Origin of the sequence: Thermococcus pacificus (assembly GCF_002214485.1) — an archaeon.
In the GTDB taxonomy this organism is placed as follows: Archaea; Methanobacteriota_B; Thermococci; order Thermococcales; family Thermococcaceae; genus Thermococcus; species Thermococcus pacificus.
Genome location: NZ_CP015102.1, coordinates 61,672 through 76,288, shown reverse-complemented (window position 1 = coordinate 76,288; position 14,617 = coordinate 61,672). Strand labels below are relative to the sequence as shown.

Here is a 14,617-nt window from a genome sequence, read left to right as displayed (position 1 = left end):
GCCTCTGGCCTTTTAGATTCTATATTCTCCCGTTTTCCTGGATGCAGACCCAAAGACCACACCCCTGGCGATCACCTTTGGAGTCAAAGGGATTTAGAGAGAGGTGAAAGCTGCAACTTGCCAGGGATAAGTTAATTTGCGAGGGTAGGTATAAAATAAGGGAGTTAACTGAAGCTCGCGAAGCCTATTTCATAGAGTTGCCTGAGCATGCGGAGAACTTTCCTGGCAGTGTGCTTGAAGCGGAAGTTTGTTTTCTGGTTTTCCCAGTCTCCCAGTATTTCGACGATATCCGCACTTCTAAGCTCGTTAACTTTAAGGCCTGAGTCCTTCGCGAGGCAGAGCTTTAATGCCTCCTTGAGGGGCTTTTCAAGCTTCTTCCTGTTGCCGTGGAACTTGGGCAGGACTTTCATCAGGAGAGCAAGGTCAAAGATCTCATCATCGTTCTCGAATTCAACAATGCCGGCCTCCTCACTTTCCTTTGTGCTCTTGAAGAAGAGGGCAATCTCGTCAACGACACGGTAGCCGAAGTGCATGTCGTAGGGTTCGAGGGCTTTGTTGAGGGTTATTAGAATCTCCCGGTAGTCCAAATGCTTGCCCTTGAATTCCCTTACAGCTTCGTTTAGCTCGTCCTTTGAGCGGGAGAGGAACTTTCCGTTAGGTCCTTTTAAGTCTTTAAGGATCGTGCGTCTAAGGCTTTCTATGGCCTCCAGGGTGGGTTCATCGGTTTCTGGAGGATAGCCTTCAAGATCAACGTCATGGAACTCCACGACAAAAGCCCTGTCAAGGACTTTCGGGCTGAAGGCGTAAGTGGTTTCGTCCATGTTGACCGTCCCAATGATGTAGAGGTTCGGCGGAAGATAGATTTCTTTGGGAATCCCTTCTTCCTCAACCTTGTCCACACCATGAAGCTTAAGCGGTTCTCTCGTGAATCCATCTTCGTCCCTGCCGCTTTCAAGGACGCTCAGGAAGTCGGCAAAGTAGTACTCGACGTGGGCCAAGTTCATCTCATCGAGGAGAACGAAATAGGGCTTTGCATCCCCCCGGTTTTGCTCGTAGTCCCTCTTGGCTTCCAATATGAACTCAAGAAGTTTTGTTTTGTGGTACTTTCCATTCAGCGGATTGTAATAGCCAAGTAGAGCTTTGGAATCGCGCCAGTCCGGGCGGACAGATAGGAAGAGGAAGTTTTTCCCGGAATCATCCAGCAGTTCCGCGAGTTCCTGGGCGATCTTTGTCTTTCCAGTCCCCGTGAGGCCAGAGAGGATAACGAAGCCCTTGGTCTTGAGAGCGGTGTAGAACTGGGCGATTAGGTATGAGGGGTAGAGATAGCCTTTTGAGGTAAAATACTCATCCAACTTAATGACCATTGTATCAACACCTTCCTGGGCTATCCCCAGCTTCTCCAGGACTTTGGGGGATATATCGATCAGATACACTCCCTGAAGTTCCCATGGATCTGGCAAACCTTCGACTTTGGTGTATCCAACAGGCCTATCTAGTTTCTTAAAGCCGCTAAGTTCAACAACATAAAACTTCCCATTTTGGGACTTTTTGAACCAACTTTCTGCAAATTCCCTGTACTTTTCATTCCAAATCCCCGTTTTTTCAAAGAGGTTCATAACTTCCTCTTTTGTTAGCTCTTTAAGGGGCTCTGCTACGACTGAATATCCGATAATCTTGCCATGAACATCATGGAGAATTATATCACCCACCTTTAAGAGACCCATTTTCCCGTAGCGACCATTCCAATATTTTTCATCTGCAGGGGACCAGAGAAAACGGCCAACATGGTTCTCCGTGTAGATTTTGCCAGGGGTTTTTGTTATTTCCATGTAGACATGGGTTTTCCCATTACTGCTGTTGTCTTTTCTATTCTTGAGCCACCAGCCAAAGTGATCTACAATAACAAAGTTAATATCCTGATAAGCGCATTCTTCCTTGAATAACCTTTTTAATTCTCTAAGCCGGGAGAGAACTTCTGAATATTTAGTTGGCTTTCCCCATCCTAGTTCCTGGAAGTACCAGTCAACAGTATTGTTCCACGGGACAAAGTGATTTGGATAATAAAAAGCTATGGCCTCAGATACAAGCCCTTTTCCTACTCCTTTTATTTGGCTCCATCTCTCAAAGCGTTCATCAATGTCTTCTAAAATTTTTTCTGGATTTGTTTCAATAATCTCCTTAAGGAACTTTTCCCAGATGTTCTTCAAATCAGATGAAGTTTTGATGTGGAACCTAAGTGCATTTCTACCAGAATGCAGATAACGGAGGGCATCTTTCAGAAGCTCATAATTGCCTGTATTCTTAATTTCATTGAGGGTTGTCCTGAACTCTTGGATATTCTTGTCAGCCCATTCCTCCGCCTTGTTGAGTTCGGTATGACAATACTCCCTAATTAATTCTCTAAGCTCAGCTTTCTCAATCATTTTTTCACCTCCGGAACAAGCCTCAAATAACCAACGCCGTTCAGTTCCCCGGTCAAAACTTCCTCCAGAGCAAATCCTCCGACCTTGCCCCGGTTCATGTCAAAAAACACACTCCTCTCTCCAGGATAAACCACGACCGCAAACCTACATCCCAAAGCGTCCCGGTAAGTGTGCATCTTGTAAACGTCCTCCAGCTTTGCCCATGTCTCGTAATTCCCCGTTTTTTCTGCGGTTTCAGTTTCCTCATCGAATTCTTCTATCTTCTTTGGCTTATCCACCACGTCGAGCTTGAACTTCGCGTCGAAGACCCCGATGAGCTCCGTGCTTTTCTTTGAGGGGTTTCCGTTAAAGAGCGAAAAATCCGGTCTGAGCGAAACGGAATAGCTCCACCTAGTAGGGGAGAGCGGCTTGTTGTAGTAAAGCCTCCAGCCGTTGTCGAATTCAGCGTAAACGTCTCCCCTCTCGGAAAGCTCACCTGAAGGAAGTATGCGGACTTTGAGCTCTTTCTTTCCAAGAATCTCTCCAAGTTCTTCTACAAGCCCGAAGAAGGCCCAGTACTCGTAGAGCTTGGCGATGTCCTTGTTGTCTGTTGCCCTCTGCAACTCCTCGAAGAACGGCACACGGGCTGTGAATTCCCTGTAAAGCTCCAGAAGGTCGCGGTAGCCGTCACCTTTCAAAAGCGTCTGGGAAGTGTAATGGAAGAGCGTCATCCCACCAACGTCGTCCCAGACTCCATCACTTCCTATAAACTCAAGCTCTCCGCGGAGTTCTTTAATCGGCCCCAGATTTGCCTTCTTTTCACCGAGGGTTTCTATAACCCTCTCGCTCCACTCAATGAGCAGGTTGAGAAAATACTTGGCAAAGCGGTTCTCTAGAGTGTCGAAGCTTTCGTACTTCATATACCCCAAGACCTTGGTTGGGGCATATCCGTTCAGGTAGTCCGCTATCAGAACGCCCTCTCCCGCAGGAGCCAGATATTCTGGGTGCTGAACGATTGAGAGAAGGGCTTCTGGAGTTATCTCATCCACCTCGTCGGGCCTCAGCAATTCTTCTTCAACCACGAGCTTCCTTTTCATTCTGCGGAGTACAGTCTCAAAGGCCTCGATGATTCTTTCACCGTTCGAGCGGAGGAAGCGGTAGGCGAAGAGCTCGTTAATTGGCTCGTCGCTCTCTAGGGTCGAGAATCCAGTAGGAGACTCTAAGTGGAAGGGGATTGCACTTGAATATTGAAGAATTTCACCGGTTAATGTCTCCACAAAGGCGTTCTGGAGGCGTGAGAGTCTTTCAATCCAGTGTCCACTAAAAGAGGAGAAAAGCTCTGGGTACATCCTTGAAACTTTGAGTGAAAGAACCTCAACGGGAACTTTTGTTGTTTTGCCGCTTTCAAACAGAAGAACCAGCTCAGAAAGGCCAACGAAATTTCCGAAGGATACAACAAAGAGCCCGTTTTTGAGTCTTCTCGCGGGTTTGCCGTTGATTAAAACCGTTTTGAGACTGTTATTCGTGCCTTCGACATAATAGTCCGTCCATTCAATTAGATAGAGCTTATCTTTTCCTTTAAATGCTCGACAGCCCGCTTTAGCGGAGAATATTCTCCAACCATCGAGCGGCGTTCCATCAATACACTCCATGGCTGCACCAAAAAGTCATTCTTCTTGGATTCTAATAAGCATTTTGGAAAGAACAAAAGATGCAAAAGGACGAAGGAACAATCAAAGCCCCAGAATCTTCTTGGCGGCCTCGATTCCGAGGTCGAAGGCCTTCATGTTCATGTCGACGGCCTTCGGCGGGACGCTGAGCCTTATGACTTCCCTCACGTGCTCCGCATCGAGCGGGAACTCCGGGACCTGCGTGAGGGCACCGATGAGGACGGTATTGGTCGTGACCACATGGCCGGCCTTCATGGCAAGCTCCTCGGCGTTGAAGCCTATCCACTTGCCCTTGAAGTCCTCCTCGACGATCCTCTTTATCTCCTCCAGCTCGGGGTAGCGGGCCTTGCCCATCGAGACCTGGACCGGAACTATGGGTTTGGTGTTAACAACGACCATCCCGCCCTCCTTGAGGTAGTTGATGTATCTCAAAGCCTCGACAGGCTCGAAGGCGAGGATGACGTCGCCCTTGCCCTCGGGGACCATCGAGCCGTAGACTTCCTCGCCGAAGCGGACGTATGAGACCACACTTCCAAAGCGCTGGCTCATTCCGTGAACCTCACCCATCCTCACCTTGTGGCCGGCGTGAAGCGCGGCCCATCCGAGTATGTTAGCGGCAGTCAGGACACCCTGACCGCCGACACCGGTGATGACTATGTTGTACTCCTTCATTCCTCTCCCTCCTCTACGGGCTTGAAGGCACCGAACGGACAGATCTGCGCACATCCACCGCAGCCCCAGCACATGGTGGGCTCTACCCTCGCCTGCTTCTTCTCCTCGTCCCAGAAGATGGCCGGACAGCCGTAGGCGTTCACACAGAGCCTGCATCCGGTACATGCCTCTTCGTCAACGTAGTATATCGGCCACTTCTCGCCTCTCTTTCTCATCTGGCCTATCCTGTAGAGGGCACAGACCTGCCTTGAGACGACGACGCTTACTCCTTCAACCTCGAGGGCCTTCTTTATGGTCTCGTAGGTTGCCTTTATGTCGTAGGGGTCAACCACCGCTACGAAGTCGGCACCCATCGCTTTGGCGACGTCCTCTATCGGAATCCTCTTACCCATGCCGTGCGGCGTCTGGCCGGTGCTCGGGTTGGGCTGGTCACCGGTCATAGCGGTAACGAGGTTGTCGAGAACGACTACGAGCACGTTGGAGCGGTTGTATATCGCGTTGGCCAGAGCGGGAAGGCCCGTGTGGTAGAAGGTCGAGTCACCGATTGTGGCGACAACTATCTTCTTCTCCTTCTTCCTCTGCTCCTCGCTCAGGGAGCCGTGCTGGGCTATCTCGAGACCGTGGGCGATGCCTATCGAGCCGCCCATCGCAACGGTGGTGTCAACCGCGTTGAGCGGCGGGAGCAGACCGAGGGTGTAACATCCTATGTCGCTCGGGTAGATGCCCTTTGAGTGCGTGGCCTTCTTTATAGCGAAGAAGCTGTTCCTGTGCGGGCAGGCCGGGCAAAGTGAGGGGGGCCTCGGCGGGACTATCTCGAGGGCCTTCTTGTACTTCTCGTCGAGCTTCTCGTAGTTCAGCGGGGTCTCGAGGCCAAGGAACTTGGCTATCGCCGTTACGGCCCTCCTTGTGGTCATCTCGTAAACCCTCGGCACGAGGTCCTTGCCGTGTATTGGTATCCTCAGCCCCCTGTCGTAGGCCCATGTCTTGACCTGCTCCTCGACGACGGGCTCAAGCTCCTCAACTATGAGAACCTTCTCGAGGCCATCCATGAACTTCTCAAGCAGGCCGTAGGGGACAGGGAACGGGGTTCCGAGCTTAAGAATCTTCACGTTCTCAACGCCGAGCCAGTGGAGGGCCTCCTTGACGTAGGCGTAGCTGAGGCCGGGGGCGATTATACCGACCTTGGCGTTCTCGTCTCCTTCAATCCAGTTGAACGGGCACGCGTTGAGCTCCTCGCGTATCTTCTCAATCTTCTCCAGCACTATCGGGTGGAAGCGCCTTGCGTTTGAGGGGACGTCAACGAACCTGCTCGGGTCCTTGTTGAACTTTCCGAACTTTCTCTTTGCCTGCTTTATCTCCTCAGGAAGCTCGCCGAGGATTACATCGCCCCTCGCGTGGGAGGTCCTTGTGGTCGTCCTGAGAATTACGAAGTGCTTGAACTTCTCGCTGAGCTCGAAGGCATACTTGGTCATTTCCTTGGCCTCGTGCGGGTCGCTCGGCTCGAGGACCGGGACGTTGGCGAACTTGGCATAAACGCGCGTGTCCTGCTCGTTCTGGCTGCTCCACATGCTCGGGTCGTCAGCGACCATTATGACGAAGCCGCCCTCGACGCCCATCCCGACGGAGCTGAGGAAGGTATCGGCGGCGACATTAAGACCAACGTGCTTCATCGCCGTCATTGCCCTGAGGCCGCTCCATGCCGCGGCCAAAGCCGTCTCAAAGGCGACCTTCTCGTTGGTCGAGTACTCCATGTAGACACCGGCCCTCTTGGCGACGACGGCCATCGTGTCCGTAAGTTCGGAGCTCGGGGTTCCCGGGTAGGCGGCGTAGACCGCTATGTTCGCCTCGAGTGCACCCCTGGCTATGGCCTGGTTGCCGAGCAGGAGAACCTTCTCCCCCGGCTTGTCCCATAATACCATGTCAGTAACCTTCGCCATCCAAAATCACCTCACTCCTCCTTCAAAACTCCCCTTGCCTTCGCAAACTCAACCAGAGCGTAAGCTCCAGCGGCGACGTCCTCCGGCCTCTCGTAGCTCGGAATTCCGTTCTTCTCCAGGAGTTCTTTGGCCTTCTCGCTGACGTAACCGGCCATGAAGAGGCCGAGGACGGGCTTGCCGTTGTTGACTTCCTTAACCGCCTTAACAACTCCTTCGGCGTGCTCCGTTGGCGTCATGCCAGCAAAGGTCGGGACGACGCAGATGCTTATGAGCATGTCGACGTTCTCGTCCTGGAGAAGTGCTTTGGCCGTGCGGTAGTAGTCCTCTCCCCTCGCTGACGCTATCATGTCAACAGGGTTCTTAACTGCAGCCATCGGTGGAAGGAACGAGCGGAGTTCCTCAATGGTTTTCTCCTCAAGATCCGCCAGCTTAAGGCCGAGCTTGTCTATCGCATCAGCTGTAAGAACTCCCGGGCCACCGGCGTTGGTCATTATGGCCACGCGCTTGCCCTTTGGCAGGGGCTGTGTGAAGGCCCTCGCCATGCTGAGCATGTCGTCTATCGTCTCGGCAACTATGACGCCGCTCTGCTTGAAGGCAGCTTCGTATATCTTGTATGAACCCGCGAGGGAACCTGTGTGGCTTGAAGCGGCTCTGGCACCGCTCTCGCTCTTCCCTGCCTTGAGGACTATGACGGGCTTCTTCTGGGTAACGCGCTTGGCCACTTCCATGAACTTCCTTCCGTCCTTGAGCCCCTCGATGTAGAGCGCTATGGCCTTGTCCTCCTCCGTGTCCGCCAGGTATTCCATGAACTCGGCGAAGTCGACATCTGCCATGTTTCCGATGCTCACGAACTTCGAGAAGCCGATTCCTTCCTTGACGGTCTTGTAGATGATTCCTGCTCCTAAAGCTCCGCTCTGGCTTATGAAGGCTATATCCCCCTTCTTGGCGTCCATGACGAAGGTGGCGTTCATGTCGTTGTGGGTGTTCATTATGCCGACGCAGTTCGGGCCGACTATTCTCATGCCGTACCTGTGGGCTATCTCTACCAGCTCGCGCTCTTCCCTCTTGCCCTCTTCACCGACCTCGCCGAAGCCCGCCGTGATGAGGATTATTCCCTTGACGCCCTTCTCACCGCAGTCTATTATCGTCTGCTTTACGAAGCGCTTTGGAACGACCACCACGGCGAGGTCAACCTCGTCGGGGATGTCCTTCACGTTCTTGTAGGCCTTAACACCCTGCACCTCTTCGTCCTTGACGTTGACGGGATAGACCTTCCCACCGCTGTATTTCTTGAGGTTCTTGAAGACCTCGTAGCCGAGTTTGAGGGGATCGTTCGATGCGCCGATAACCGCTATTGCCTTCGGCTTGAAGAAGTAGTCAAACGTCATCTGTCACTCACCGCTTTAACCTCAGCGGAAACGTATATAAGCTTTCTCAAAACGGACAGTGAGGCAAATAAGGGCATGAGCGAGGATAAGTAAGACTCCGATGGGCCAAAAATGGCATTAATGGATAAAAATAGAAATCAAGCGGTAGAGGCGGCCTCCTTTGGCTTCAGGGCGTAGGTCGATATCACAGCGACTACTGCCGTGACGATGAAGGTCATGAGCCTCGCTGAGACAATCTCCTCGAGTCCCGAGCTGATCCAGAATATCGTGAACAGCAGACCCGTCACGATGGTCGGCGGAACTGCCCTTCCGTGGAACTTCTTCCAGAACAGCGTCAGGATGACTATGACCGAGAAGGTGTCTCCTATTCCCGCCCATGTGTAGCCTACGATGGTGTAGATGAGGTTCGAGGGGACGACGTAGGCGGTGATAAGCGCTATCACTCCAAGGGCCACGGTGCTGATCCTCGAGAGCCTGAGGCTCCTCTTCGGGTCGAAGTCATCCTTGTAGACGAAAGGCTTGAGCAGGTTCTCCGAGAGTTCGGTGGCCGAGAGGATGAGCAACGAGTCGGCCGTTGAGAGCATGGCCGCTATGGCCCCCGTAATGAACACCGCCGCCAGGAAAGGCGGAAAGAGCTTAAGCATCACGGACGGCATGACCTGCTCCTGATCCGAGAGGCCGCCCGGACCGAAGATGGCTATTCCAATCCAGCCGATGAGGAGCGCGCCGATGTAGGCCAGGATGGTCCAGCCGACACCGACGTTCCTCGCGAGCTTGGCGTTCTTCTCGTCCTTTATTGCCATGAACCTTATGCTGAGCTGCGGCATTCCACCGAGGTAGCCGAAGAACCAGGAGAACTCCGCTATGACGAAGACGAGGGCAGCTCCCCCCGCGAGGCCGCCGAGGATCGATGAGTATTCGGGGCCGGACATCTCAAGGGCGCTGGTAACGGAGTGGGCAAAGACGTCCGGATGGCTGGCTATGTAGGCGAGACCGACTATCGGGGCTATGGTGAGGGTAAGTATCATGACTATCGCCTGGACCGTGTCGGTGTATGCGACGCTCTTGAGGCCTCCAAGGACTGTGTACGGCAGGATTATGAGCGCGGTTATCAACATGCCGACCTTCGGGTCAATGCCGAAGAGGGCGTTGAGGGTCTTTCCGCCACCGAGGAACTGGGCTCCGACGTAGAAGAAAAAGAAGAACACCACTGTGAAGCTTCCGAGGATTCGTATCCACTTACCTGAGTCAGCGTGGCGCTTCGCTATGTAGTCGATGAATGTCGTGGCGTCGTACTTCTCCGCCTCCCTCCTGAGTCTGCCTGCAAAAACGGTCCACGCCACTATAATGCCGGCAACACAGCCTATCGCGACCCAGATGGCGGACAAACCTGCGGCGTAAGCAAATCCTGGAAGGCCGAGAAGGGCCCATGCGGATTCACCTGTGGCACGTTCCGAGAGCGCGGCCACCCATCCCGGGAGCTGTCTGCCGGCTATTGAGAAGTCCTTACCGCTCTTTGCCTTCCGTCCCTGGTACACTCCAAAACCTATTAAAAACGAAAGGTACAGAACCAGAACCGTCAGTATTTGGGTTTGGTTCTCCATGATTGAATCACCATTTATGCTTAATGATGTTCATATTTATAAGTTTTGCCATTTCTGTACTTGAATGTCCTTATTTATGCAGACAATGTGCACCATGTTACAAAATACAGAATTCTATTTTCCGGACTTTGATGTGACCTCCCGGCCCCGTAATCCAAGACCCCTTAGAATGGTATGCCATGAGGTAACAGTACTGCTCACCCCGAAAGATTTAAGTTAGTTCGAGTTAGTATAACCACCGAGGTGATGGCGATGGTGAAGGTGAAGTTTCTGGGCCACGCTGCCTTTCTGATCGAGGGGAGCAAGAAAATCCTGGTAGACCCGTTCCTCACCGGCAACCCGAAGGCCGCGGCGAAGCCTGAAGAGCTTGAGGCGGACCTCATCCTGGTCACCCACGCCCACGGCGACCACATAGGCGACGCCGTTGCGATAGCCCAGAGGACGGGGGCCAAGATAGTCGCGATGTACGACGTGGCCAACTACCTCGTTGAGAACAACAGTGGGATAACCACGATAGGCATGAACTACGGCCCGACAAAGGTCGACGGGGTCAAGATAGTCCAGGTTCCGGCCTGGCACTCGAGCAGCGACGGCAAGTACAGCATAGGCAACGCCTGTGGCTACATCATCGAGATCGACGGCGTTAAGATTTACCACGCCGGTGACACCTTCGTGTTCTCGGACATGGCCCTCTTCAACGAGCTCTACGGGCCGATCGACGTTGCCCTGCTCCCGATAGGCGGACACTTCACGATGGGGCCGAGGGAAGCTGCCAAGGCCGTCGAGCTCCTGAAGCCCCGGAAGGTAATCCCGATGCACTACAATACCTGGCCGCCGATTGCTCAGGATCCCGAGGAGTTCAAGAGGCTTGTTGGGGACAAAGCGGAGGTTGTTATCCTCGAACCGGGGGAGAGCCTGGAGCTTTGAAAAACATTTTTAAGGGGCTTCTCTTACCCCTTTCAAGGTGGTGAAATGGTTAAACGGGCCGTTGCTCTGACGCTCGTAGTGGTTGTGTTATCATCTTTCCTGCTTCCCCTCTCCTCAGCTCAGGAGAAGGTGTGGGAACCCCAGTATGACTTGATAATCGTCAGGGACGACGACCTCATAGATTATATAATCGCCATCCCCTATGCGAAGATGCTGGGGGTTCCGATTCTCCCGGTCAACCCCACTGAGCTTGATCCGAGTACTATCGCCCAGCTCCAGAGCTACGCCCAGTTCGGGTGGAACCACGTTCTCATAATAGGCGATTCCCAAGCGGTGAGCGATAAAGTTCAGGACGAGTTGCTCAACATAGGCTTCGTTGTGGAGAGAATCGGCGGTGCGGTCAGAACCGAGACGGCGGCAAAGCTGGCACTCCATTTTTATCCTAGTGGGCATGACACAGTAGTGCTGGCCAGTTCAAGCGATTATGGCTCTGCCCTGGCCGCGGCCAGGTGGGCGAGTATACGTGACCTTCCTATGCTCCTCACGCAGGAGGATGCCCTTTCAGATTCAACGGTCCACGCCCTGGAGGAACTCCATCCCCACTTGGTTATATTGATGGGGGCTGGTATGTCCAAGGACATCCAGAAGAAGCTCGAGGAGATGGGCTACCAGACTTATTGGTTCAAGGAGAACCTCAAGATAGAGGTGCCCGAGCAGCCAAAGGAGACCAATTGGATGACGGTGATACTGGCTGTGGTGGCCTCACTCGCCGTCGCGGTTCCGGTCTCGTTCTACTACGCAAAGAAAAAGTGGGCGGCCAACAAGGTGCCGATAGAGGTGCTCACGGAGAAGGAGCGCATAGTCGTCAAGGCCATCCTTGAAAAAGGGGGAACCGTCAAGCAGGAAGACCTTCCCGAGCTGACGGGATATTCAAGGCCTACTATAAGCAGGATTATTCAGGAGCTCGAGAAGAAGCAGCTCGTCGAGAGGGAAAAGATTGGGAAGACTTTCATAGTGAAGCTCACGAAGGAGATAATTATCAGAGACTGACCTTCTCCGCCCCTAAAGGGGGCTTTCAGAGGAAAACAGTAACGGTCGGAAAGCCCTACCGTTCATCACTTTTTCAGCCCTGACCGTTCTCCTCATCCCGATAACTGTTGGGAGAAGGGACAAAACAAACGAAAACTTCGCAGAATCACTTCCTGAACAGGTGCCCGTGGGACCTGTTCACGTGTCTTGTGTACTCCTTGGAGTCCCTGAAGAGCATTCCACAGCGCGGGCAGCGGTAGTAGCGGACACCGTCGCGGTCATAGAAGACAACCGCCTTCAGTTCCGCCACTTCCACCACCTCCGGCCTTAGCTGAGAAGAGGGATTTTAAAATTTTACGGAAGGGTAAGGGCGGAAAGGGGAATCATACCCATATTCTGTTGCCCTTCACCTTGAGATAGCCCAGCGTCTGAAGCTCCTTCAAGAGGTCCTCTACAGCCTCCTCGTCGAAGTATATGTTCACCCTCTCGCGCTCGCCCTCGATGACTATCGGCTCCCTTTCCATGAGGACTTCCATCAGCTCGTTCTTGCGCCTGTGCTTCTCGGCCAGCTCGAGTATGACGTCCGCCAGGACGGAGCGGGCTATGCCGTCGAACATCGCCTCAACTAAGCTTTCCTCCGTGGCGTACTCCTCCGCTATCTCAAGGGCGGCCTCAACGAGCTCTCTATCAACTTCCATGACCTCGACGTAGTAGTTCTTCTCGAGGATGTACTCCGTGACCATGCTCGGATTGAAGCGCTCCTCCAGCTCTTCAAGGTATTCTTCGAGCTCCTCTATCGGGAAGCGGAGCTCAACCTTCAGGACGTCGAGGGCGGGCTTTTCCTTCAGAATCAGCTTTCCGTTGTCCTCCTTGACTGCCTCCGATTCCATGAGGGCGGTTACTAGTATCAGCTTTCCAGGGTCGGACTCATCAAAAAGGCCCTCAAGAGTCCTCTCCTCGCCAACATTCCAATCAGCGAGCATCTCCTCGTAGGCGGCCCTGAGCTCCTCAAGGTATTCCTCCAGGGGCTCGATGCCCTCAGCTTTTTCGAGAAGCTCCGCGTAGGTTTCTTCGATGACAATGTAGTGGGATATCTGGGGGGAAACCTCCTCCTTCGTCCTGTTCATTATCCCTGCCCTGCTCAGCTCCCTCGACAGGGCGTTCATATCCTCCTTGCTGAGAACCTCCAGCCTCAAGCACATCACCGATTGAAGAACTGCAGGTGGGGTTATAACGTTACCTTTTTCTCCCGAAGGCCTCGCTCTTCAGAAGGGGAGGTCAGTCCCTCTCTTTCTCCAGTAGGCCGGATAGAAGGACCTTCAGGGGCCTGTTGGTGAGCTTTTCGATGGTATCCCTCACCTCGCTTTCCAGCTCTGGCGTGTAGCTGGCGTAGAGGTAGAGGGCGTAGGCGTTGAGCTTTGGGTCGCCCTCGGCCATCCTCTCAACGCCGCTGGCTAAAACGGGGTTGCTAAGGAGCTCATCGGCGAGAGCCCGCATTTTCTCCATATCGTTCTCCTCCACGGCCTCCCTCAGCGGGCGGTAGAAAAGGTTTAGAACCACCCTGGAGAGCCTCTCCCTCTCCTCTAAGTCCTCCATTGGGGTCGGCGGTGACTCCCTCCGGCTCCAGATGAGGTAAACCGCGGGAGCGACGAGGAGGACGAGGGCTATGATGAAGTAGGGCATGAGCGGGACGTTGAAGTAGTACGGGAGGCGGTTCTTCATGAGGAGGAGAGCCAGCATGCCTATGACTATCCAGACCCCCATGAGGATAAGGTAGTAGACGGTGTAATCCTTCCTCTGGAGGGCCCTGTACTTGACAGGCGCCCCTATCTCTTCTAGGTAGCGCATCCTCTCCTCCGCCATCGAGATCTCAGCCTCGAGGCGCTTAATACGCCTGTCTATCTCTACCAGAACCTCGTCCTTACCCATTCACCTCACCCGTTCGCTTCTTGCGAATATTGGATGACCTCCTCATAAGGCTTTCCAGAGTTTCCGGTGGCAGGAGTCCATCAATGAAGGGGGAGAATAGAAAGAGCAGGGAATGGTTCACTCGCCCTGCTCCTCGAGGAGCTTCCTGACGTAGCGTGGCATCTGGAACAGAGTCTCGTGCCTCTCTGGGTCATAGTAGTGGAGCTTGAGCTCCTTTGCCCTCTCAAGGTCGACCTTCGTGAAGTCGATGTCCCCCTTGACGCCAACGAGGAAGCTCCACGGTGAGGCGTAGCCGATGACCGGGAAGCTGAAGTAGTAAACCCTGTCGAAAACCTTCTTCATTCCCCTGTATGCATCTAGCAGCTCGTTGGTGAAGAGGTAGACGCTCCCGGCCTGGGTGATGTACAGCCCTCTGTCGTTGAGCTTCTCGTAAGCGTCCCTGTAGAATCCCTCTGAAAAGAGGAGCTTCGCCGGGCCAACGGGGTCGGTAGAGTCCACTATTATGGCGTCGAACTTCTCCTCGCTCTCGCGCAGGTACTTCACTCCGTCGCCAATTATGAGCTCGGCCCGTGGTTCCTCATTCTTTATGAGCCTGTCGAGCAGGTCTTTGGCAACGTCGAGGTAGAGGTAGGATGCCTCGACAACGGCGTCGTCTATCTCGACCATCGTTGCCTTCTCAACGGTCTTGTGTCTCAGAACCTCCCTGAGCGTCCCTCCGTCACCGCCGCCGATTACGAGCACCCTCTTCGGATTGGGGTGGGCGAGAAGAACCGGGTGCACGAGAACCTCGTGGTAGCTCTCCTCTCCTATCTCCACGAGCTGGACCGTCCCGTCGAGGACGAGCAGTTTGCCGAATCCCTCTGTCTCGTAGATCTCGAGCCTCTGATAATCGGTCTGGGTCTCGAAGAGCCTCCTCGTGACCTTGAAGCCAACCCCATAACCGCGTGGATACCATTCGATGAAAGCCCTTTCCTGCTCGTTGTATCCCATGAGTCTCACCGGGATTAGGTAGGACATTGGGTTTTAAAGCTTGAGGTTTCTGGGAACCGAAGAAATATG

Annotated in this window: 12 protein-coding genes; 2 read left to right on the top strand and 10 right to left on the bottom strand. The window is 53.6% G+C overall.

What is annotated here, in order from left to right:
* Positions 1-164: 164 nt before the first annotated feature.
* The 6 genes from A3L08_RS10045 to A3L08_RS00460 form a co-directional block, all read right to left on the bottom strand.
* On the bottom strand, positions 165-2,423 hold the full coding sequence (locus tag A3L08_RS10045) for an McrB family protein (RefSeq protein WP_232461737.1): 2,259 nt from the start codon (positions 2,421-2,423) through the stop codon (positions 165-167).
* Positions 2,420-4,054, bottom strand: a complete 1,635-nt coding sequence (locus A3L08_RS00480; RefSeq protein ID WP_088853179.1) for a DUF2357 domain-containing protein — start codon at positions 4,052-4,054, stop codon at positions 2,420-2,422. The genes A3L08_RS10045 and A3L08_RS00480 overlap by 4 nt, the downstream gene beginning before the upstream one ends.
* 81 nt (positions 4,055-4,135) lie before the next feature.
* Complete coding sequence (locus A3L08_RS00475; RefSeq protein WP_088853178.1) at positions 4,136-4,744, bottom strand: indolepyruvate oxidoreductase subunit beta; 609 nt, start codon at positions 4,742-4,744, stop codon at positions 4,136-4,138.
* The gene (gene iorA, locus A3L08_RS00470) at positions 4,741-6,681 is read right to left on the bottom strand and encodes an indolepyruvate ferredoxin oxidoreductase subunit alpha (RefSeq protein ID WP_088853177.1); all 1,941 of its coding nucleotides are present in this window, start codon (positions 6,679-6,681) and stop codon (positions 4,741-4,743) included. Before iorA ends, A3L08_RS00475 begins: the two co-directional genes overlap by 4 nt.
* Positions 6,682-6,692: 11 nt before the next feature.
* Complete coding sequence (locus A3L08_RS00465; RefSeq protein ID WP_088853176.1) at positions 6,693-8,069, bottom strand: acetate--CoA ligase family protein; 1,377 nt, start codon at positions 8,067-8,069, stop codon at positions 6,693-6,695.
* 137 nt (positions 8,070-8,206) lie between these two features.
* Complete coding sequence (locus tag A3L08_RS00460) at positions 8,207-9,673, bottom strand: sodium/proline symporter (RefSeq protein WP_088853175.1); 1,467 nt, start codon at positions 9,671-9,673, stop codon at positions 8,207-8,209.
* Between the two features lie 252 nt (positions 9,674-9,925).
* Between A3L08_RS00460 and A3L08_RS00455 the strand changes: the two genes are divergently transcribed.
* Together A3L08_RS00455 and A3L08_RS00450 are read left to right on the top strand one after the other, a co-directional pair.
* Positions 9,926-10,600 carry a metal-dependent hydrolase gene (locus A3L08_RS00455; protein WP_088853174.1) on the top strand — a complete coding sequence of 225 codons (675 nt, stop codon included), beginning with the start codon at positions 9,926-9,928 and terminating at the stop codon, positions 10,598-10,600.
* 45 nt (positions 10,601-10,645) lie between these two features.
* Positions 10,646-11,650 carry a cell wall-binding repeat-containing protein gene (locus tag A3L08_RS00450; protein ID WP_088853173.1) on the top strand — a complete coding sequence of 335 codons (1,005 nt, stop codon included), beginning with the start codon at positions 10,646-10,648 and terminating at the stop codon, positions 11,648-11,650.
* A gap of 145 nt (positions 11,651-11,795) precedes the next feature.
* On the opposite strand, the gene A3L08_RS00445 is transcribed toward A3L08_RS00450, so the two are convergent.
* The 4 genes from A3L08_RS00445 to speE form a co-directional block, all read right to left on the bottom strand.
* Complete coding sequence (locus A3L08_RS00445) at positions 11,796-11,939, bottom strand: DUF7128 family protein (protein WP_088853172.1); 144 nt, start codon at positions 11,937-11,939, stop codon at positions 11,796-11,798.
* A 73-nt stretch (positions 11,940-12,012) separates the two neighbouring features.
* Positions 12,013-12,825, bottom strand: coding sequence for a hypothetical protein (locus tag A3L08_RS00440; protein ID WP_088853171.1), 813 nt, complete (start codon positions 12,823-12,825; stop codon positions 12,013-12,015).
* 82 nt (positions 12,826-12,907) lie between these two features.
* The gene (locus A3L08_RS00435; protein ID WP_088853170.1) at positions 12,908-13,558 is read right to left on the bottom strand and encodes a hypothetical protein; all 651 of its coding nucleotides are present in this window, start codon (positions 13,556-13,558) and stop codon (positions 12,908-12,910) included.
* Between the two features lie 117 nt (positions 13,559-13,675).
* Positions 13,676-14,548, bottom strand: coding sequence for a polyamine aminopropyltransferase (gene speE / locus A3L08_RS00430; protein ID WP_088853169.1), 873 nt, complete (start codon positions 14,546-14,548; stop codon positions 13,676-13,678).
* Positions 14,549-14,617: the final 69 nt, after the last annotated feature.

Bases quoted from the DNA above. Each gene is read 5' to 3' on its own strand.
- iorA (WP_088853177.1), bottom strand. From the start codon at position 6,681: ATGGCGAAGGTTACTGACATGGTATTATGGGACAAGCCGGGGGAGAAG.
- A3L08_RS00475 (WP_088853178.1), bottom strand. From the start codon at position 4,744: ATGAAGGAGTACAACATAGTCATCACCGGTGTCGGCGGTCAGGGTGTC.
- speE (WP_088853169.1), bottom strand. From the start codon at position 14,548: ATGGGATACAACGAGCAGGAAAGGGCTTTCATCGAATGGTATCCACGC.
- A3L08_RS00435 (WP_088853170.1), bottom strand. From the start codon at position 13,558: ATGGGTAAGGACGAGGTTCTGGTAGAGATAGACAGGCGTATTAAGCGC.
- A3L08_RS00455 (WP_088853174.1), top strand. From the start codon at position 9,926: ATGGTGAAGGTGAAGTTTCTGGGCCACGCTGCCTTTCTGATCGAGGGG.
- A3L08_RS00465 (WP_088853176.1), bottom strand. From the start codon at position 8,069: ATGACGTTTGACTACTTCTTCAAGCCGAAGGCAATAGCGGTTATCGGC.
- A3L08_RS10045 (WP_232461737.1), bottom strand. From the start codon at position 2,423: ATGATTGAGAAAGCTGAGCTTAGAGAATTAATTAGGGAGTATTGTCAT.
- A3L08_RS00450 (WP_088853173.1), top strand. From the start codon at position 10,646: ATGGTTAAACGGGCCGTTGCTCTGACGCTCGTAGTGGTTGTGTTATCA.
- A3L08_RS00480 (WP_088853179.1), bottom strand. From the start codon at position 4,054: ATGGAGTGTATTGATGGAACGCCGCTCGATGGTTGGAGAATATTCTCC.
- A3L08_RS00460 (WP_088853175.1), bottom strand. From the start codon at position 9,673: ATGGAGAACCAAACCCAAATACTGACGGTTCTGGTTCTGTACCTTTCG.